The organism is Sulfurimonas hydrogeniphila (genome assembly GCF_009068765.1).
GTDB lineage: Bacteria > Campylobacterota > Campylobacteria > Campylobacterales > Sulfurimonadaceae > Sulfurimonas > Sulfurimonas hydrogeniphila.
Window position 1 is genome coordinate 400,209 of sequence record NZ_CP035534.1, and the last position, 21,153, is coordinate 421,361.

16 protein-coding genes, 2 tRNA genes and 3 rRNA genes are annotated in these 21,153 nt (G+C 38.5%); 17 read left to right on the forward strand and 4 right to left on the reverse strand.

The features are described 5' to 3' along the window. Nucleotides 1-37 precede the first annotated feature (37 nt). The 13 genes from ffh to rrf all read left to right on the forward strand — a co-directional run bounded on the left by ffh (nt 38) and on the right by rrf (nt 14,535). Nucleotides 38-1,393: a signal recognition particle protein gene (gene ffh, locus ETP70_RS02035; protein ID WP_151899611.1), complete on the forward strand. Its 1,356-nt coding sequence runs from the start codon at nt 38-40 to the stop codon at nt 1,391-1,393. Between the two features lie 270 nt (nt 1,394-1,663). Further along, nucleotides 1,664-1,885 (forward strand): 30S ribosomal protein S16, encoded by a 222-nt coding sequence (gene rpsP / locus ETP70_RS02040; protein WP_151899612.1) that lies wholly within the window; start codon nt 1,664-1,666, stop codon nt 1,883-1,885. Nucleotides 1,886-1,887: 2 nt separating this feature from the next. Continuing rightward, nucleotides 1,888-2,124, forward strand: coding sequence for a KH domain-containing protein (locus ETP70_RS02045; RefSeq protein ID WP_151899613.1), 237 nt, complete (start codon nt 1,888-1,890; stop codon nt 2,122-2,124). A 13-nt stretch (nt 2,125-2,137) separates the two neighbouring features. Further along, on the forward strand, nt 2,138-2,653 hold the full coding sequence (rimM, locus tag ETP70_RS02050; protein WP_230973295.1) for a ribosome maturation factor RimM: 516 nt from the start codon (nt 2,138-2,140) through the stop codon (nt 2,651-2,653). Next, nucleotides 2,654-3,355: a tRNA (guanosine(37)-N1)-methyltransferase TrmD gene (gene trmD, locus ETP70_RS02055; protein WP_151899615.1), complete on the forward strand. Its 702-nt coding sequence runs from the start codon at nt 2,654-2,656 to the stop codon at nt 3,353-3,355. It begins immediately after the preceding gene. A 133-nt stretch (nt 3,356-3,488) separates the two neighbouring features. Continuing rightward, nucleotides 3,489-3,848, forward strand: a complete 360-nt coding sequence (gene rplS, locus ETP70_RS02060) for a 50S ribosomal protein L19 (protein ID WP_151899616.1) — start codon at nt 3,489-3,491, stop codon at nt 3,846-3,848. Nucleotides 3,849-3,994: 146 nt separating this feature from the next. After that, on the forward strand, nt 3,995-5,098 hold the full coding sequence (locus tag ETP70_RS02065) for a M20 family metallopeptidase (protein WP_151899617.1): 1,104 nt from the start codon (nt 3,995-3,997) through the stop codon (nt 5,096-5,098). Between the two features lie 9 nt (nt 5,099-5,107). After that, a complete protein-coding gene (locus ETP70_RS02070) occupies nt 5,108-6,022 on the forward strand; it encodes an ATP-grasp domain-containing protein (RefSeq protein ID WP_151899618.1) in 915 nt (304 codons plus the stop codon). A 32-nt stretch (nt 6,023-6,054) separates the two neighbouring features. Continuing rightward, on the forward strand, nt 6,055-8,643 hold the full coding sequence (locus tag ETP70_RS02075; RefSeq protein ID WP_151899619.1) for a M14 family zinc carboxypeptidase: 2,589 nt from the start codon (nt 6,055-6,057) through the stop codon (nt 8,641-8,643). Nucleotides 8,644-9,099: 456 nt separating this feature from the next. Continuing rightward, nucleotides 9,100-10,619 (forward strand): 16S ribosomal RNA (locus tag ETP70_RS02080). A 286-nt stretch (nt 10,620-10,905) separates the two neighbouring features. Beyond that, nucleotides 10,906-10,982: transfer RNA gene (locus ETP70_RS02085), tRNA-Ile, on the forward strand. A 288-nt stretch (nt 10,983-11,270) separates the two neighbouring features. Continuing rightward, nucleotides 11,271-14,163: ribosomal RNA gene (locus ETP70_RS02090) — 23S ribosomal RNA — on the forward strand. A 256-nt stretch (nt 14,164-14,419) separates the two neighbouring features. Continuing rightward, nucleotides 14,420-14,535 (forward strand): 5S ribosomal RNA (gene rrf / locus ETP70_RS02095). The 16S, 23S and 5S rRNA genes sit together here with 1 tRNA gene alongside, the layout of an rRNA operon. Here the strand turns inward: rrf and aat are convergent. From aat to ETP70_RS02115, 4 genes are read right to left on the reverse strand one after another with little or no spacing between them, the layout of a single operon-like run. Beyond that, nucleotides 14,531-15,223, reverse strand: a complete 693-nt coding sequence (aat, locus tag ETP70_RS02100) for a leucyl/phenylalanyl-tRNA--protein transferase (RefSeq protein WP_151899620.1) — start codon at nt 15,221-15,223, stop codon at nt 14,531-14,533. The genes rrf and aat overlap by 5 nt on opposite strands. Then, nucleotides 15,223-17,400 (reverse strand): ATP-dependent Clp protease ATP-binding subunit ClpA, encoded by a 2,178-nt coding sequence (gene clpA / locus ETP70_RS02105; RefSeq protein WP_151899621.1) that lies wholly within the window; start codon nt 17,398-17,400, stop codon nt 15,223-15,225. The genes aat and clpA overlap by 1 nt, the downstream gene beginning before the upstream one ends. A gap of 1 nt (nt 17,401) precedes the next feature. Beyond that, a complete protein-coding gene (locus tag ETP70_RS02110) occupies nt 17,402-17,701 on the reverse strand; it encodes an ATP-dependent Clp protease adaptor ClpS (protein WP_151899622.1) in 300 nt (99 codons plus the stop codon). A gap of 5 nt (nt 17,702-17,706) precedes the next feature. Next, complete coding sequence (locus tag ETP70_RS02115; protein WP_151899623.1) at nt 17,707-18,942, reverse strand: aminotransferase class I/II-fold pyridoxal phosphate-dependent enzyme; 1,236 nt, start codon at nt 18,940-18,942, stop codon at nt 17,707-17,709. Between the two features lie 120 nt (nt 18,943-19,062). Between ETP70_RS02115 and ETP70_RS02120 the strand changes: the two genes are divergently transcribed. The 4 genes from ETP70_RS02120 to ETP70_RS02135 all read left to right on the forward strand — a co-directional run bounded on the left by ETP70_RS02120 (nt 19,063) and on the right by ETP70_RS02135 (nt 20,729). Further along, nucleotides 19,063-19,290: a hypothetical protein gene (locus ETP70_RS02120; protein WP_151899624.1), complete on the forward strand. Its 228-nt coding sequence runs from the start codon at nt 19,063-19,065 to the stop codon at nt 19,288-19,290. A 7-nt stretch (nt 19,291-19,297) separates the two neighbouring features. Beyond that, on the forward strand, nt 19,298-19,516 hold the full coding sequence (locus tag ETP70_RS02125) for a hypothetical protein (RefSeq protein WP_151899625.1): 219 nt from the start codon (nt 19,298-19,300) through the stop codon (nt 19,514-19,516). 66 nt (nt 19,517-19,582) lie between these two features. Continuing rightward, nucleotides 19,583-19,659, forward strand: a tRNA-Arg gene (locus ETP70_RS02130). Nucleotides 19,660-19,829: 170 nt separating this feature from the next. Further along, a complete protein-coding gene (locus tag ETP70_RS02135) occupies nt 19,830-20,729 on the forward strand; it encodes a hypothetical protein (RefSeq protein ID WP_151899626.1) in 900 nt (299 codons plus the stop codon). Nucleotides 20,730-21,153 lie beyond the last annotated feature (424 nt).

A 21,153-nucleotide genomic window follows, 5' to 3' on the forward strand; every position in this document is an offset into this window, starting at 1 on the left:
TTCGAAAAAATTTATATAGAATAAAAGAGGTGTTTTCATGTTCGGTACTTTAACAGATTCGTTTACAAATGCAATAAAAAAGATTCGTTTTCACGATGATGACAAGGCACTCTCCAAAGCACTCAATGAACTGAAAAAAAATCTTTTAAAAGCGGATGTCAACCATAAAGTCGTCAAAGAACTGATTCAAAAAGTACAACTGCGTACAAAAGAAAAAGGGATAGGCAAAGACCAGTTTCTTGAAGCCTTACGTGAAACTCTCAACGAACTCTTGGATGTAGGCGGCAACCGAGGATTCATCTTTGCTCCCAACCCTCCGACTGTGATTTTGATGACAGGACTGCAGGGGTCTGGTAAAACAACTACAACCGGTAAGCTTGCAAATTATCTTAAAAACAAAGGCAAAAAAGTACTTGTTGTTGCAGCTGACTTGCAACGTCTTGCCGCGGTAGAACAATTACGCCAGATTACCGCACAAATTGAAGTTGAATTGTATGAAGATGAAGCAACAAAAAATCCTGTAGATGTTGTACAGTCTGCATTAGAGTATGCTGATTCCAAGATTTTCGATGTTGTGCTTATAGATACGGCCGGTCGTCTGGCTATTGATGAAGAACTTATGGATGAGCTTGAAAATGTAAAAAAAGCGGCAAATCCTGATGAAATCTTTTATGTGGCTGACTCTTTGACAGGGCAGGATGCCGTACGCACAGCAACGAGTTTTAAAGAAAAAATCGGGATTGACGGCGTAATTCTTTCCAAATACGACGGAGATGCAAAGGGCGGTGTTGCTTTGGGCCTTTCATCTCAGGTACAGGTACCGCTTCGTTTTATCGGTCTGGGTGAAAAAATGGAAGATTTGGAAGTCTTTTTACCGGAGCGTATTGTCAACCGTCTGATGGGTTTTGGTGATGTAGAAGGACTTGCGGAAAAAGTAACGAATGTTATTGATGAAAAACAGGCGAAAAAACTGACAAAAAAAATTCAAAAAGGCAAATTTAACTTTAATGATTTTTTAGAACAGATGGAACAGATGAAAAAAATGGGAAGCATGAGTTCTATCATAGGAATGATTCCGGGCATGGGCAATATGTCCAAAGCGATTAAGGATTTTGATTTTGAAAACTCCGGAGAGCTTAAAAATATCAAAGCCATGGTTGCTTCAATGACAAAAAAAGAGCGAGAAAACCCCGACCTGTTAAATAACTCAAGAAAGCAAAGAATTGCAAAAGGGTGCGGCCTTGATATCGTTGAAATAAACAGAATGATCAAGCAGTTTAAAAATGCAGGGAAAATGGCAAAGAAATTTTCCGGCAAAAACGGTATGAAGCAGCTTCAGTCGATGATGGGTCAGGCAGGCGGACCAGGAGGTATGGGTGGCCTGCCAAGATAGAGATTGTAATTTAAGAAAAAAGTGGATATAATTCCATTTCAAATAAATCTTTTTAAACAATACCTCTGTGATAAAAAGATTTGTAGCCTGTTTACCGGTTACATGTGTACATCCAACTATAGAGATGGTAAGAGGGAAGCAAAATTATTTAAGAGAAAAAAGACTCTTCTACATTTATACCTTCCCAAAAAAACTTAGCATTTATAGTAATAAACTCTCAATATGTATACATGTAACCGGTAACAGGTAAATAAAAAAACAGGAAACAAAATGACAGTAATTAGACTTACTCGTATGGGAAGAAAGAAAAGACCATTTTACCGTATCGCGGTAACAGACAGCCGTAAACGTAGAGATGGCGGTTGGATAGAACTTATCGGATATTACAATCCAATGACAAAAGAGCTGAAAGTTGACAATGAAAGAGTTGATTACTGGTTGGGCGTCGGTGCTCAGATGAGTGATCGTGTGAAAAAGATCACTGGTCGTTAATTATGATTGCTGATTTTGTCGCACAATTTGCAAGACTGATAGCATCACACCCCGATGATATCAGAGTTGAAGTTCAAGAGGGCGATGAAATAACAGAAATAGTTCTCTACGCAAACCAGGCAGATATAGGGAAATTAATAGGAAAAAGCGGTAAGATGATTGGTGCTATTAAAACTGTGATTTCCGGATGTAAAGCAAAAGATGGTGTGAGTTACCGTATCAATGTCGAAGCAGTCTAGTAAAGAAAAGTTGTTGCATATAGCAACGATTGGTAAAACCGTCGGCATTCATGGAGATATGAAATTGCACCTTAAGTGCGATTTTCCTGAACAGTTTGTTAAGGGAGCCACTTTTTTAATCAATAAAAGTGAGCGCATTACTTTAAGTGATGTTGATTTGAATCGTGGATTGGTTCGCATTAACAGCATTGCAAATCCTGAAGATGCCAAAAAGTTTACAAATGCAAAACTTTTTACCACCTACGAAGAGACAAGAAAAAACTGCCATTTGGAAGAGGGTGAGTATTTCTGGTTTGATTTAGAAGATTGTGAAGTCTATGAAGATGGCAAATGTCTTGGCAGAGTAAAAGAGATAGAGAGATTCAATACTACCAATTATTTAAGTATTGTTACGGATGCAAGTTTAGTCGAAAGCGGTTTGGCCAAGAGCTTTTTGGTTCCTTTTATTGAGCCGTTTAAAGTGGAAGTTGACATTGAGAACAAACGCATCACACTCAGTGGTGCTGTTGATATCCTGGAAGCTTCTTGAATGCGCTTTACTTTTGTTACTCTTTTTTCTGCTCTGATTGAAGGCTATTTTAAAGATTCGATTTTGAAACGGGCCATTGAGAAGGATATCATAAAGATAGACTATTTGAATCCTCGGGATTACTCAAAGAACAAACACTCTAAAGTTGATGATACGGCAGTAGGCGGCGGTGCGGGAATGGTAATGAATCCACAGCCGCTTTTTGATGCACTGGATGATTTGAAAAATAAAGATGAAAATGTTCATATCATTTTTTTGACTCCGGTTGCCAAACCTTTTGTACAGAATGATGCAAAGCGTTTGGCAAAGAAAACCCATATAGCTTTTGTGAGTGGAAGATATGAGGGAATAGATGAAAGAGTTATTGAAAAATATGCGGATGAAGTATTTTCTATCGGTGATTATATTTTAACAGGAGGCGAACTCGCCTCTCTGGTTATATGTGATGCTGTAAGCAGAAATATAGAGGGTGTTTTGGGAAATTCTGAATCTTTGGAGATTGAGAGTTTTGAAACGCCGCTTTTGGAAGCACCGTCATTTTCAAAACCACAAAACTATGAAGGTTTAAGTGTTCCATCAGAATACTTAAAGGGAAATCATAGTAAAATTCGCTCACTAAAATTAGCCTTGTCTGAAGCAAAGACCAAATTCTTTAGACCAGAACAGCTATTAAAGCACAAATCGGAAGAACGATTACGCTAAATCGCACCAGTGCGATGGGCTTTTCGCCGAGAAAAACAAAGTGTTAACGTAGAGAAAGGAATTATTTCCATTCTCGTTATAAATCAAATGGAGGGTTTCCTTCATTTATGAAATAAATTAAGGATCTAGTCTTATGAGAAATAAGTATATTGAAAACTTTGAAAAAGCACAAACTGCTGAGAAAAATATTCCAGATTTTCGTGCCGGGGATACTGTAAATTTAGCAGTAACAATTAAAGAAGGTGACAAAACTCGTGTACAAAACTACGAGGGTGTTTGTATAGCTAAGCGTGGTCAGGGAACAGGGCAAACAATTACAGTACGCAAAATCGGTGCTAACGGTGTTGGTATTGAGAGAATTTTCCCAGTTTATTCTGACTCAATCAATGAAATTAAAGTGATTCGTCGCGGTCGTGTTCGTCGTGCGAAACTTTTTTATCTTCGTGCACTTGCCGGTAAAAAAGCCCGTATTAAAGAACTTAGAAGAAAATAATTCTTCTGGGCTCTTGCCTTCTTCATATTTTATAACATTCCCACATTACACATATTTTTTAAACTCCGTAAAAATTAATCTAACTTTTTAGCATAAATAACAAATTCATAGTATAATCAATAAAAATAGACATTATTTGGATAACAATGAACTACATAGCAGACTTAAAAAAGGTCGTAGAAATAAATTCCTATACAAAAAACACAGAAGGTGTGAACCTTGTCGGTGAAATTTTTGATGAATGGTTTGGGGCATTGGGTTTTGAAACTGTCATTTACAAACGCAACAATGTCGGTGATCATCGTTACTACAAGTCTTTACATGTAAAGAATTCTCCAAAATTACTTTTGCTCGGACATATTGACACGGTTTTTCCTCCCGGAAAATTTGAATATTTTACAGAAGATGACACCTGGGTATACGGACCGGGTGTATGTGATATGAAAGGCGGCAATATTGTACTGCTTGAAGCACTGCGCCAGCTTACATGTAAAGGCGTGAAAATTCAAAATATTGATATTCTTTTGGTCAGTGATGAAGAGACTGGGAGTGATGATTCCAAATATCTGACTGCTGAACTTGCCAAAGAGTATGCGTATTGTTTTGTGTATGAAGCGGCCGGTGCGCATTTGGAACTTGTAACCGGACGAAAAGGTGTAGGAACTTTCTTTGTTGACATAGAGGGCAAAGCAGCCCATGCAGGCAATCATTACAGTGAGGGCTGTGATGCAAATTTAGAACTTGCATACAAGCTGCAAAAACTTGTGCAGTTGACAGACCTGGACAAAGGTACAACCGTTAATGTCGGAAAAATTATGGGGGGAATAGGGGCAAACACTGTCTCTCCGCAGGCACAATTGGTTTTTGAATTGAGATACAAATATTCTGCTGAGAAAGAGAGAGTGTTGGAAGCCATAGAAAAGATTGTGCAAACCTCTGTTGTTGATGGCGTAAAAGCAACATTAAGCGGTGGTATACAAAGAGATGTGATGCAGACAACAGAGGATTCAATCGCTCTACTTAAAAAAATAGAAAAGATTACACAACAGCAAATATCCGCGGAAGAAAGAGGCGGTGTGAGTGATGCAAATATTGTCAGCGCATGTGGTGTTGTGACACTTGATGGTTTCGGACCGTTTGGTGACGGAGATCATACAGTAAAAGAGCGGGCGAGCAAGGAGAGTTTTGTCCGTCGCATAGAGATGAGCAGAAAGCTCTTTGGGTATTTTATAAAAAATTTAAAATTTTAGGGGATGTCAATGAAAAAAAGAAAAATCGGCATGTGGTTATATAAGAATGGCGGCGGAGACAAAATAGCAAAAAAAATAATTAAAAAACTCAAAGAAAGAAACATTGAAGTATTAAACGATATTAATTTGCGTCATGCGATTGCAAAAAATGCGCATATACTCTATCACGGAAAAGAGTATCATGGAGAAAAACTCGATACACTGGATCTATTTTTTTCCTATAATGCAGGGGAACAGACACAGTATCAAATGTACCTGTATCAGGCATTAAACCGAATTATTCCGATGATTAACTCTTATGAGTCTTTTGCTTTGACAGAAGATAAGTTTCAGACCTCGTTTGTTCTGAGAAACAGCGGTGTGAAAACAGCTGATTATAAGCTGTGTCATCGGGATGATGGGCATGAACTTAAAAAAATCATTAAAAAATGGGACAAAATGGTCTACAAGCCGACTGATGGCTGGGGTGGTGTGGGACTTACCAAAATCGAGAATGAAGCAAGCCTGGATATGCTTATGCCTTTTTTAAATCAGATGGATCTGCGCTATTTTTATGTAGAAAAATTTATTGATTATGACAATACGGATTTTAGAGTTGATATTGTTGACGGAGAATTTGTTTCGTGTTACGGAAGAAAAGCCAGCGGAACTGACTGGCGTACAAATGTTACAAGCGGCGGCAGTGTTTTTGTACGTGAAGCAAATGACGAAGTTGTCAGTATTGCAAAAAAAGCATGCAAAGCAACAGGTGTGGATATTGGTGGCGTAGATATTATCTATGACAGAGAAAAAGAAGAGTATATTGTTTTGGAAGTAAACGGTATTCCCGCTTTTGCTACTCCTGAACAGGAAAAAATGGGATTAAACTTTAATGACAAAAAAATTGATTTAATTGTGGATTTAATTGACAGAAAAACGAAGTAAGAGTATCATTTCAAAAAAATGAAGGCAATGGCTTGAGACAACAATATAGTTCATATGATGAATGTATAAATTTTTTTAATTCTGCTCAAAAGAGACATCCAAATCTTGTTAAAGTAGAAACAATAGGACAAACATGGGAAAGCAGAGATATTATTGCTGTCTCAATTACTAAAAATGTAGAGGCACATCTGAAAAAACCTGCACTTTTTTACACAGGTACAATTCATGCAAGAGAATGGATTGGAATAGAACTTTCTCTTGCTTTTGCAAAATATATTTTAGAACATATTGATTATGATCCGCAGCTTAACAAAATATTGGACAATACAACACTCTATATGGTCCCCTGTGCAAATCCGGATGGTTTCGAATACTCAAGAAACCATTTTTCTTTTTGGAGAAAAAACCGTAGAAAAAATCCTGACGGAAGTTACGGTGTTGATTTAAACAGAAATTTCAGTGTAGGTTTTACCCCGAACAAAAATTATACTTCGAATGTCTACTCTGGTCCGAAACCGTTCAGTGAACCGGAAACCGCAGCCATTAGAGATTTTATACTCGAACGCAAAAATATTACAATTGCTTTGGACTACCATTCTCAGGGCAATGTATTTTTTCCTGCACACAATTTTATTCATGAAGATGCGGAGGATGCTGTTGACTTGAATCTTCTGGCGGGAAATATGGCAGAAGAAATAAGAAAAGAGTCTTCTCGTGAATACGGCATTCATATGGGAAAACCGCCTGTGCATCTCATTTCAGGAAGCGGACGCGAGTTTTACTATTCTCAGGGAATCCTTTCGCTTGTAGCAGAAGTCGGAACGAGAAACATCAGTGACTATATTGAGAATATGAGTGAGAATATCCAGGAAAATATTCCAGCTTTGATTATGGCTCTCTCCGAAGTAAACAATTACAAAAAAGAAAACAATTTACAACGTGTTGAAAATTTTGTGGCAACAGGTATTGGGGCAAAAGAGGTAGAACTCAGCTGGGAGTATATAGAAGACGAAACAATATATTTTGAAATTTATCGTTCAACAAAACTCAAAGGGTTTGCGCAGGCCTCCAATCGAATTGCCATGACGAAAATGAAAAGTTTTACAGATTCCAATTTAAAGAGTTCGACAAATTATTATTATTATATTCGTGCGGTCTGCAAGGACAAGTCAATTAAATCACCTTATGCTCAACTTGTTGCGGTAAGAACAAAACCGGCTGAAAATATGTTTTCCAAAATTTTATATCCCATTGCAAGCAAAATAGGATATGTCGGAGAAAAGACACAAAAGAACAAAGATCATTTTGGGAACAATTCTCTGTTTGTCGGAATTTCAGAACAAAAAGGGGAGTGTTACGGAGTGTGTGGATTTTCCTTAATGACAATTCCGGAAAATGCGATTATTACAGCAGCAAAAATTTCATTTTATCCGATGAACCGGGTTGCTGTACAGGTTGAGCGCTATGGTCAGTGGCGGGTTGGACAGATGGATGAGCGTACAATAGACAAAATAGACAGTTTTGATGATATAAAAAATGCAAAAATGCTTTCTTATATAGATCGACCAACCTCTTCACATCAATTGGCTCAGGGTATATGGAGAGAATATCAATTTGCAGAACAGGAAATAAAAGTTCTTGAAAAAGCTTTAAAAAGACGAGAAGCATATTTTAGAATGCAAGGACCGACCTCTTTGCCGCTTGACAGGTCTTCTCAGTTGATGCAGTGGGATATCGGATATGGAAAATTCAGTGGAGGATTAACCTACAGACCAAAGCTTGATATTTCGTATACCATACATGAAGCAAAACTGGATATTCAATCTTCTTATGAGTTTACAGTCAATCATGACAATATAAAAGATAATGCGCTTAAATCCGGATATGACGCAAGTGGCAACCTGAAATATGCATGCATTGAATTTGATTTATTGAATTTACCGGATATGGAAAATACCGTAGTATCTGATGCGTATATAGATTTACAGGCATATCAGGTGAATGCAAAAGAGAATAATTTACGTTTTCATATAGAACTGGTGGAACCGATTACAGGTGAAATTACCTATGAGAAGATAAAAAACCGAAACATTATTGAGAGAATCGGATATGACGTAAGTATTACAGAGATCAAGAGATCTTCAAAACAGAGATTTGTTTTTGATACATATGCAATTCAGGAAATGCTTGAGTTGGCAAAAGAAAAGAAGAAAGCCTTTTTTGTAATTTCCGCTTCATCAGAAACTGAGATGTCCAAAAATGCTGATGTAAACTGGATAGACAATAAAAAAATAGATAAACCGGTTTTAACTCTGGATTACATCCGTAAAAGGAAAAATCCGCCAAAACAGGTAGAGAACTTACGGGCAAGTATGGAAAACGGAATAATAAAACTGCAGTGGGAAAGTCCTGAAGACGATGGCTACAGAGGTGTGATTGTTGTAAAAAACAGATTCAAGGTTCCATGCTCTCCTTATGATGGACAAAAACTCTATGGCGGCAGTGATAATTATACGTATGATAATTTTGGTGATTTGAATGTTCATAAATATTATGCAGTATTTTCATATGATGATGTTCCAAATTTTTCTGAACCTGTATATATTGAAGTAAACAGTTAGAAGTTTGTTTGCGTCAAACTTCTATAAAAAGTAACAAATAAAAAACTTCAAAAACTTTTTAAAAAACCCACCAAACATTAAGCAGTCTCTAAGCAATACTCCCCTATAATTCCCATCCACAAACAGAGAGACCTGATTTAAAAGGCCTGAAGAGACTTCAAGTAGAAGCTTTTAAAAATGTTTGAGATCATTGAAAACTAAGCAAGTAAGAGACTTTTTAACTTTAGAGTTAAAGAGATAAATTACTTAGAAATAACTAATAAACAACAACCGTCTATTCTATTTTGAAATCCATACAGGCTTGCCTGTATGGTTCCCTTAATAGTAATAGATAACTATACAGTCTAGTAATAGAACCTTAAGCAGTTTTATTAAGACTTAAAATAACAAAGCCAATGATTTAATAATCTTGGGCAAAAGATCAGTAATAAGTTTACTTATCTTTCTGTAATAACAATTATGGAGAGTTTGATCCTGGCTCAGAATGAACGCTGGCGGCGTGCTTAACACATGCAAGTCGAACGGTAACAGATGGTAGCTTGCTACTATGCTGACGAGTGGCGCACGGGTGAGTAATATATAGATAATGTGCCCCTTGGACCGGGATAGCCATTGGAAACGATGATTAATACCGGATACTCCTTCTTATCACAAGATAAGTCGGGAAATGGATTCCGCCAAGGGATCGGTCTATATCCCATCAGCTAGTTGGTAGTGTAAGAGACTACCAAGGCGATGACGGGTAGCGGGTTTGAGAGGATGATCCGCCACACTGGTACTGAGACACGGACCAGACTCCTACGGGAGGCAGCAGTGAGGAATATTGCACAATGGGGGAAACCCTGATGCAGCAACGCCGCGTGGAGGATGACGCATTTCGGTGTGTAAACTCCTTTTATATGTCAAGAAAATGACGGTAGCATATGAATAAGCACCGGCTAACTCCGTGCCAGCAGCCGCGGTAATACGGAGGGTGCAAGCGTTATTCGGAATCACTGGGCGTAAAGGACGCGTAGGCGGGTTGGCAAGTCAGATGTGAAATCCTACAGCTTAACTGTAGAACTGCATTTGAAACTGCCGACCTAGAGTATGGGAGGGGGAGATGGAATTAGTGGTGTAGGGGTAAAATCCGTAGATATCACTAGGAATACCGAAAGCGAAGGCGATCTCCTGGAACATAACTGACGCTAAGGCGTGAAAGCGTGGGGAGCAAACAGGATTAGATACCCTGGTAGTCCACGCCCTAAACGATGTTCACTAGTCGTCGCTCTGCTAGTCAGGGCGGTGATGCACTTAACAGATTAAGTGAACCGCCTGGGGAGTACGGTCGCAAGATTAAAACTCAAAGGAATAGACGGGGACCCGCACAAGTGGTGGAGCATGTGGTTTAATTCGAAGATACGCGAAGAACCTTACCTAGCCTTGACATTGAGAGAACCTGCCAGAGATGGCGGGGTGCCCTTTTGGGAGCTCGAAAACAGGTGCTGCACGGCTGTCGTCAGCTCGTGTCGTGAGATGTTGGGTTAAGTCCCGCAACGAGCGCAACCCTCGTCCTTAGTTGCTAGCAGGTTAAGCTGAGCACTCTAAGGAGACTGCCTTCGTAAGGAGGAGGAAGGTGAGGACGACGTCAAGTCATCATGGCCCTTATGGCTAGGGCTACACACGTGCTACAATGGGGCGTACAGAGTGTTGCGATACCGCGAGGTGGAGCTAATCACTTAAAGCGTCTCTCAGTTCGGATTGGAGTCTGCAACTCGACTCCATGAAGCTGGAATCACTAGTAATCGTAGATCAGCAATGCTACGGTGAATACGTTCCCGGGTCTTGTACTCACCGCCCGTCACACCATGGGAGTTGATTTCACCCGAAATCGGGAAGCCAACCTTCGGGGGCTACCGCTTACGGTGGAATTAGCGACTGGGGTGAAGTCGTAACAAGGTAACCGTAGGAGAACCTGCGGTTGGATCACCTCCTTTCTAGAGTAAAGAAGAGTCATTCGTTTGACTACTTCATTCAAAAGAAAATCTCACACGAGAAATAGTTTATTAGTTGTTTCAAAAGTTACTTACTTGCTTAGTTTTCAGTGATCTGTGTTCATTTGAATTACGATTATGTCAAAGGTGTAACCTTGAGAGGGCTTTGCTTTCTGAGGGATTTTAGCTTTAGTCAAGGAAGGTTCTTTGCTGAAGGCGGAGCGTATAAACTGTACGTGACAACTGAAGTAAAGGTTCTGACGCAGAATAAAGTTAAAAGCACCAGAAAGGGCCTATAGCTCAGCTGGTTAGAGTGCACCCCTGATAAGGGTGAGGTCCCAGGTTCAAGTCCTGGTAGGCCCACCATTTCTTAGCGATTTGCACTTAAAAAAGAAACTCACATACTAAAGTATGCTTCGCTTCTTTTTTAAGCACAACTCATCTAAGAAACAAGTTTCTAAATTAAATATAAGTTCTTAAAGTCATAAGAATTTATATTTGGTTTAAAAACCAAACGATCATTAAATTACAATTGTTAAAGTCAACAACTTTAATTATAGAGATATAATTAAAAACTAAATAACTACAATAACAGATCATTCATCTTGTTTAATGTATTCATACATTAAATAAGGTAGTGAACGCAACATAGAATAAAAAGATATTAAGGGCCATAGGTGGATGCCTTGGCTAGTAGAGGCGATGAAAGACGTACTAGGCTGCGAAAAGTCTCGGGGAGCTGCCAAGAAGCTTTGATCCGGGAATTTCTGAATGGGGCGACCCAGCACGGAGCGATTCGTGTTACCACCTTCGGGTGGGGCGAACTTGGGGAAGTGAAACATCTCAGTACCCAAAGGAAGAGAAATCAAACGAGATTCCGAGAGTAGCGGCGAGCGAAATTGGAATAGGGCGCATACATTTAGCATATTTGTTAGCAGAACATTCTGGAAAGGATGAGCATAGAGGGTGATACTCCCGTAAGCGAAAACATTTATGTGGAACTAAGGTATGGAACGAGTAGGTCGGGACACGTGTTATCTTGACTGAATATGGGGGGACCACCCTCCAACCCTAAATACTACTACTAGACCGATAGCGAACAAGTACCGTGAGGGAAAGGTGAAAAGGACCGCGGTGAGCGGAGTGAAATAGAACCTGAAACCTATGGCTTACAATCATTCGGAGCACTATTAAATAAGTGTGACGGACTGCCTTTTGCATAATGAGCCTGCGAGTTGTGGTATCTGGCAAGGTTAATCGAACGAGAAGCCGTAGCGAAAGCGAGTCTTAATAGGGCGACATAGTCAGATGCTGCAGACCCGAAACTGAGTGATCTATCCATGAGCAGGTTGAAGCTGGTGTAAGAGCCAGTGGAGGACCGAACCCGTAGAAGTTGAAAATTCTTGGGATGACTTGTGGATAGGGGTGAAAGGCCAATCAAACTCAGTGATAGCTGGTTCTCTCCGAAATATATTTAGGTATAGCCTCGAGCATTAGCGTATAGGGGTAGAGCACTGACAGGGCTAGGGCTGCTTACCGCGGTACCAAACCCTATCAAACTCCGAATACTATACGTGTAACCTCGGGAGTCAGGCGTAGGGTGATAAAATCCTATGTCGAGAGGGGAACAACCCAGACTAACAGCTAAGGTCCCAAAGTTTTATCTAAGTGGAAAAGGATGTGGAGTTGCTGTGACAACCAGGAGGTTGGCTTAGAAGCAGCCATCCTTTAAAGAAAGCGTAACAGCTCACTGGTCTAGCGATTCTGCGCCGAAAATATAACGGGGCTAAGATAAACACCGAAGCTTTAGATTTACAGTTTACTGTAAGTGGTAGGAGAGCGTTCCATTCAGCGCTGAAGGTATACCGGTAAGGAGTACTGGAGCGGATGGAAGTGAGCATGCAGGCATGAGTAGCGAGAAAAGAAGTGAGAATCTTCTTCGCCGTAAACCCAAGGTTTCCTACGCGATGCTCGTCATCGTAGGGTTAGTCGGGACCTAAGTCGAGTCCGAAAGGGGTAGACGATGGCAAATCGGTTAATATTCCGATACCGACATTACATCGTTTGAGTGATGGGGGGACGCATAGAGTTAAAGGGGGTCACTGATGGAATAGTGGCTCGAAGGACGTAGGTCGTAGCGTAGGCAAATCCGCGCTACATGAGACCGAGATCTGACAGGCTGGTCAATCTTTTCGGAGAGCGACCAGAACCCTTGATACTGTCGTGCCGAGAAAAGCCTCTAAACGAGATGTAATGTTGCCCGTACCGTAAACCGACACAGGTGGGTGAGATGAGTATTCTAAGGCGCGTGGATGAACCCTTGTTAAGGAACTCTGCAAACTAGCACCGTATCTTCGGTATAAGGTGTGCCCTAAGTGTTAGGAGATTTACTCTCCAAAGCACTGACGGGTCGCAGCAAAGAGTCCCTCCCGACTGTTTACCAAAAACACAGCACTCTGCTAACACGTAAGTGGATGTATAGGGTGTGACGCCTGCCCGGTGCTCGAAGGTTAAAAGGATTGCTTAGCTTCGGCGAAGGCATGAATTGAAGCCCGAGTAAACGGCGGCCGTAACTATAACGGTCCTAAGGTAGCGAAATTCCTTGTCGGTTAAATACCGACCTGCATGAATGGCGTAACGAGATGGGAGCTGTCTCAACAAGGGATCCAGTGAAATTGTAGTGGAGGTGAAAATTCCTCCTACCCGCGGAAAGACGGAAAGACCCCGTGCACCTTTACTATAGCTTGACACTGCTATTGGGATATTCATGTGCAGGATAGGTGGGAGCCGTTGAATCCAGGACGCCAGTTCTGGAGGAGGCATCCTTGAGATACCACCCTTGAATATTCTGATAGCTAACTCCGTACGATTATCTCGTGCGAGGACAATGTCTGGTGGGTAGTTTGACTGGGGCGGTCGCCTCCTAAAAAGTAACGGAGGCTTACAAAGTTCGGCTCAGAAGGGTTGGAAATCCTTCGTAGAGTATAATGGCATAAGCCGGACTGACTGTGAGACATACAAGTCGAGCAGAGTCGAAAGACGGTCATAGTGATCCGGTGGTTCTGTGTGGAAGGGCCATCGCTCAAAGGATAAAAGGTACGCCGGGGATAACAGGCTGATCTCCCCCAAGAGCTCACATCGACGGGGAGGTTTGGCACCTCGATGTCGGCTCATCGCATCCTGGGGCTGGAGCAGGTCCCAAGGGTATGGCTGTTCGCCATTTAAAGCGGTACGCGAGCTGGGTTCAGAACGTCGTGAGACAGTTCGGTCCCTATCTTCCGTGGGCGTAGGAACGTTGAGGAGAGCTGACCCTAGTACGAGAGGACCGGGTTGGACGTGCCACTGGTGCACCAGTTGTCCTGCCAAGGGCATAGCTGGGTAGCTACGCACGGATGAGATAACCGCTGAAAGCATCTAAGCGGGAAGCCAACTCCAAGATGAACGTTCCCTGAAGTACGCTTGAAGACTACAAGCTTGATAGGCTGGATGTGTACGCACAGCAATGTGTTTAGCTGACCAGTACTAATAGTACGTTTGTCTTTTTACCAAGTTCTTAAATGAACACAATTGCTTCACTACCTTATTTAGTGTATATATACTAATAAGAGATATGTTAAGAAGTTATTTAGTATGACGGAAACAAGGTTTTAACCTTGCCTTTTAGGCTTTTAAGCCAATTAGCCCAGACTGAAGTCTGGGTTCCGAAGAGTTTGTTGACTTTAACAATTGATATTACTCAACTCTTAACTGATATAAGATCAGATATAAATACATCAGTCAGATGTCTTTATATCTGATCTTGTCTAGGTGGCTATAGAGAGAGGGAAACGCCTGGCCCCATTCCGAACCCAGAAGCTAAGCCTCTCATCGCTGATAATACTGCAGGTTTCACTTGTGGGAATGTAGGTCGCTGCCTAGTTGATCAGATTTTTATCAACAATCCATTCATTTTTTACAATATCCATATTTACTTTATACAAACGTTCAAGATAATAATCTCTTGAAACTTCTTTTGCTCCTAATGATTTAAGATGTGGTGTCGGTACCTGACAGTCAATAAAATCATATCCCCATACTTTTAAATGTTTTACCAATACCGCATATGCAGCTTTTGACGCATCACTGACTTCTGCAAACATTGATTCTCCACAAAACACTTTTCCTATTGTCAATCCATACAACCCGCCTACCAGTTTGCCATCGAGATAACTTTCAACTGAGTGAGCTATACCCATGCCGTGCAAAACATTGAATGATTCTGCCAGATCTTTATTTATCCATGTACCATTTTGATCTTTTCTTGCAACAGAAGCACATTTATGCACAACTTCTTGAAATCTGCTATCAAATGCATATTCGAACTTTTTCAATTTTTTTTTCAATGAACGTCTTAATTTAAAGTCATCAAGCTCCATAATAAGACGCGGATTCGTTGACCACCACAGTATCGGGTCTTGCTGCGAGTACCAGGGGAAAATACCATTTTGGTATGCTTTTAATAATCTAGAGGGATTTAAATCTCCTCCCCATGCTACTATACCTTCTTTGTTCGCATCATGGGGATCAGGAAAGGAGAGTGAATAATTGTCAAGCTGCGGCAAATACATTAAGCTTCTTCGTATACATTCTCTAAAGTGTCATTTTGTATTATCACTTCTACTTTTCCGCCATTTTTAAGTTTTCCGAATAAAATTTCATCACTGAGTTTATCGGTAATATTATTTTTAATATACCTTTTAAGCGGTCTGGCTCCCATTTCCGGTGAATAGGTTTTTTCAGCAATAAATTTTATAACTTTATCGGAAACAGTTACAGTTATTTTTTTCTTTTTTAACTCTTTATTGAGTTCTGCTATGAATTTTTGTACAATTTTTTCGACTATTTCATGACTCAATTGCCCAAATTCTATAATAGCATCTAATCTATTTCTGAATTCCGGAGTAAAAAATGATTTTAGTTCTTCGTTTTTGGAAATAGATTCATCTTTATTGAATCCCATTACATTTCTGGCTTGAGCTCCTATATTTGATGTCATTATCAGTATAACATTCTGAAAATCGGCTTTGTAGCCATTATTGTCAGTGAGTGTTGCGCTGTCCATTATTTGAAGTAAAATATTTATAAGTTCAGGGTGTGCCTTTTCTATTTCATCAAGCAGTAAAACTGTATAAGGATGCTTTTTGATGGCTTCTGTAAGCAGTCCTCCCTGCTCATATCCTACATATCCAGGAGGTGCTCCTACCAAACGGCTGAGAGCATGTTTCTCCATATATTCGCTCATATCAAATTTTTCAAAATTGATCCCTAAAATTTCACTTAATGCAATTGCCAGTTCGGTTTTTCCAACACCTGTCGGTCCTGAAAACAAAAATGATGCTATGGGTTTATTTGGAGGTGTTAGTCCGGCTTTTGATATTTTAATGGCTTTTGTCACCATCTCTACAGCTTTTTCCTGACCAATAACTCTTTGTCTGAGTTTATCTTCTAAATGTTGCAAAGATGCCGTTTCATTATTAGATATTTTTGAATTACTGATACCCACAATGGATGCTATAGTTTTTTGAATATCATTTGCGGTTACTTTTTCTTTTTTTCTTTTTTGAAGATGAAATGATGCTGCTGTTTCATCAATTAAATCTATGGCAATATCTGGTAAAAATTTGTTAGTAATGTAGCGTTTAGAGAGATCCACTGCTGTTTTTAATGCCTTGTTTGTATATTGTACAGAATGGTGTTTTTCATATTTGCCTTGAAGTCCCTTGAGAATGAGATAGCTTGTTTTTTTCGATGGTTCATTAACATCTATTTTGGAGAATCTTCTGCTGAGTGCTTTGTCTTTTTCAAACCCGTTTCTGTATTCTGCAAAAGTTGTAGCTCCCATACATTTTATTTCGCCTGAAGCAAGAGCAGGCTTGAGCTGATTGGCTGCATCCATTGTTCCGCTCGTGCTTCCTGCTCCTATAAGTGTATGGATTTCATCTATAAATAAAATTGCTTTAGGTTCACGTTTGAGTTCGTCCATAACACCTTTGAGGCGTTTTTCAAAGTCTCCTCTGTACTTTGTTCCTGCAAGCAATGCCCCTAAATCAAGCGTATAAAGATTGGAGTCTTTGATTATGTCAGGAACATCATTCGCTGCAATACGTAAAGCCAGTCCTTCTGCTATTGCTGTCTTTCCAACGCCTGGTTCACCTACAAGTACAGGGTTGTTTTTCTTTCTTCTGCAGAGTATCTGTGTGACTCTTTGAATTTCATTATCTCTGCCTATTACAGGGTCAATTTTTCCTTCTTTGGCTTTTTCTATAAGGTTTATTGTGTATTTTCGTAAATTAGACTCTTTTTCTTCTTCATCCTGGTCTGTGTCAAGATGTGAAATTACTTCCAATATATCCAGTTTTGTTATTTGGTATTTATTGAGCAAAGCATAGGCAAATGTATGTTTCTCTTCAAAAAGAGTTGCCAAAAGATCCCCTATATCCGCATTCGTTTGACCGGATGACTGAACATGGCGCACCATCTTATCAATCAAACGGGAAAGCGCTACACTTTCATAAGGGTCCTGTATTATATCGGCAGGAAGTGTTTCCATATTTTTTTTGATGTATTCGCCAAGTTCTTCTTTCATTTTTGACACATTCCCGCCACATGTTTCTATAATAGATGCGCCCTCATCCGAACTTAACAAAAGGTAAAATATATGCTCAATTGTCAGGTATTCATGGTGGAGCTGTTTTGCAAATATTACAGATTTTTGAAATATATCATTGAGTGATGAGCTTATCATGTTATTCTTCCTCCATTGTGGCTTTTAGGGGAAAGCCGTTGTCTTTCGCTTTGCGACGTACTTGCTTAAGCTTTGTCTCTGCGATTTCATATGTGTAAACACCACACAAACCTCTGTTTTTTTTATGTACTTCAAGCATAATATCCTGCGCTTCTTCATATGTTTTATGAAAAATTTCCATGAGAATATCAACTACAAAATCCATAGGCGTATAATCATCATTGAGTAAAAATACAAAATATTTTTTTGGATATTTCAGTATTGTCTGTTCGTCTATTTCTAAATCTGTTTTTGTTGCCATTTTTTCTACTTTGCTGCTTGAATAAAATCATTTATAATTTCTACCGGGTTTTCAAGTCCGATAGAAATTCTAATAAGACCGTCGGTAATTCCAAGAAATTCTCTGGTTTTTTCGTCAAAATCACTGTATATAGTTGATGCCATATGCAGGGCGAGTGTTCTTGAATCGCCTATGTTGGCAGTAATTGTTGCTATTTTTGTTTTACGTAAAAAGTCGTATGCACGCTCTTTGCTTTGCATATCAATCGTCAAAAGGGTTCCGCATCCATATTGAAAATCTTCTTTATACCGTGCATGGTGAGGATGAGACTGAATACACGGATGGTTTACCGCTATACCATGTTTGGCAAGTTCCAGGGCCACTGTTTCAACACTTTTGACTATTCTTGGAAGTCGGAGTGCCAGTGTTTCGAGTCCGAGTAACGTTTGATAGCTGGCATGTGCATTTGCGCTCATTCCCAAGTCTCGTAAAGCCCGTTTTTTTGCATTAGGTATGAGAGCCGTTTTCCCCGCTCCTTTGATAAACTTTTCAAGGAATGCGTAACGTTCTGTCTTAAATTTGTCAGCATTTTCATGTATGGCGCGAAAAACCACACAACCGCCTAGTGCAGAGGAATTTCCAGAGATGATTTTCGTAGTTGAATAAACCGTGATGTCAGCACCAAGAGCCAAGGGCGAAACACTTAAGGGAGTAATAGTGTTGTCGACGATGAGCGCTACATTTGATTCATTCGCAATTGCAGCGATTCTTTTAATATCAGGAAGCCTCATATTCGGATTACCGACACTTTCTAAAAAAATTATTTTTGTATTTTTGTTTATGGCATTTTCTATGCTGTCAAATTCGTCAACATCAAAAAAGTGAGTTTTTATACCAAATCTGCTGAGAGTTTCATCAAACAGTGCGTATGTCCCGCCAAACAATCCGCCTATGCTAATGATTTCATCTCCTTGAGAAAGCAGGGACATTACGGCAAGAGATGTTGCTCCCATCCCTGAGCTTGTTGCAACAGCTCCAATACCACCATCCATCTCTGCCATGATTGATTCAAGTTTTGCTGTTGTTGGGTTGCCCATTCTTGAATAGAGAGGCTTTTTTACACTGCCATTGAAAATCCCTTCTGCTGTTTCCGGACTTCCATAAGAAAAAGAAGCTGAGGATACTATACTCGGAGAGACCGCTCCTTCTTTACTTCCGATACTTTGTACAAATTTTGTGCAGTAGTCTTCAAATTTATTCATATTTCATGCCTTTTAATTATCTATAAATTATAGCAAATTAGAGATAATATTTATCCTATGTACTTTAATTATGTTAGAATTCTAAAGAAGAAATTTATTAATTAATATTAGGAAACGCAAATGGATAATCAAACAGCTTTGAATAAACTCAGTGAAAAAGTTTCAAGTATTCTTGAAAAATATCATACGCTCATAGATGAAAATGAGAAGATGCGAAATGAAATCGTGACACTCAAAGCAGATTGTGCATTGAAAAATCAGGAAATTGAAAGACTGCATGAAGAAAATGCTCAAAAAGATATAGAAATAGAAGAAATTGTAAATAAAATCGAAAGTATTTTAGGTTAATAATATAATGAGTAAAAAAATTGGACTACATATCGGAGGCCGCAGATTTGATGTTGATGTGGAAGATAAATTTGCCAATTTTTTACAGAAACAGATGATGAAAGATTTTAACATGGAAGGAAACAATGATATTAAAGTTTTACTCCAGGCATATGTACGAAAAAACCATGAATTGTATTTGCAAAATCAAAAAGTAGAAGAAATATTAGTAAAAATTGAAGATTAGACACTGTTTTATAATTATATAAGTTATAAGTGATATAATTTCAGCCTCTCAATCAGAGAATGGTGTGCGCTCGTAGCTCAGCTGGATAGAGCACTGGTTTGCGGTACCAGCGGTCACATGTTCGAATCATGTCGGGCGCACCATTAACAAACTCCCTAAATGATGAACTTTCAAACAAATTTTAAAAATACAAAATCATTTAAGAATTAGATGGGACATACTTTGGGACATACTTTATAGTATTAGTCTGATCCCTAAACTACATTAGTAGTTATAGTTCTAGCACTATTTTGGATTTTTGCTATAATATTGCATGAAGAATAATCCTGATTTAAAATTTGTAACAACTATAAAAATTAATGAAGTCCTTATAAATATTTGTAAAAATAAAAAAATTAATATTCAAGAATTAATTAGACAAACTTATCATTTTTTAATGATCATTAATCTCTATTATGTAACAAAAAATATAAATATACTTCTTCCTGAAATATTTGAAGAATATGAAAATTCGGAATATATATCATTGAGCCCTTCTTTAAAGCAAATAAAAACTCATGTGACAAAAAAACAGCATTGTGCCTACACTAGTATTAAGCGTGAAAACAGAGTGCTATATTTTAATAAACTTATTTCAATTATAATTAATAATATTGATTACAGAAATAAAAAATTTGAACATATAATTCAACAGGATCCAATTATTAATAAATTTACAGTTCAATACTTTCTTAATAAAACAAATAATACAGAGATATTAATGACACTTATGGAAAGTTTATTAGCGAAAGGTAATCATGTATTGAATAATACTTATATTTCAGATACTTTTTATAAGGGGTTATATTACAGATTGTTTGAAAAGGGAGAAAGTAATGACTTTATTTCTCAATATAATTTAACAAAATTTTTACAGAAAGAATTGGAAAAAATATTTTTTTGTATGTTGATTGTATATAAAATTAAATTTAATGCTAAATCAAGTCATGGTCAAGCAAGAAAAATATATAAAAAATATAATGATAAGTATAAAAATATATATAATGAAGATATAAACTTGTTTATGAAAAACGAAATACAGATATACAGTGGGTTGAGTGAAATAGAAGAATTTAAAGAAGTTTTTGAATTTATCTTAGCTATGCATCCCAGTGAAAAAGAACGAGTTGTTGTGGGCATGTCCTTTTTACAATACACTACCTTGAAAGTGTAAATAGTACCCACCCATACTGATAGTATTCTTTTAAATTAGAGATTTTAAATCTGCACTCACTTAACTTTCCCACCTAAATCCAATCATTTTCTGAGTCACATCCTTACAGCTCATAATAGAGGTTAACTCTTTATTACTATTTACAATATCTTCAATCTTAGCTACTTCTTCAAGAATAGCGATAAATGTTTGCCACCTTTCTAATCTTCATCTATCGTTAACTTTTTTAAAAATAGTAACTGATTTTGAATTTACAGAAAATTTATGACACTATTGAGTGAAGAACATATTAAAGATAAATCAGACGATTAAAAATATGAAATAAGTGCCAGACCATAATAAATTACATATACAACCCCTTTAAATGTTGCCCTTCTGGTGAAAAAAGAAAATAGAAGCTACTTCGTTAAGTCCTTGAAACTAC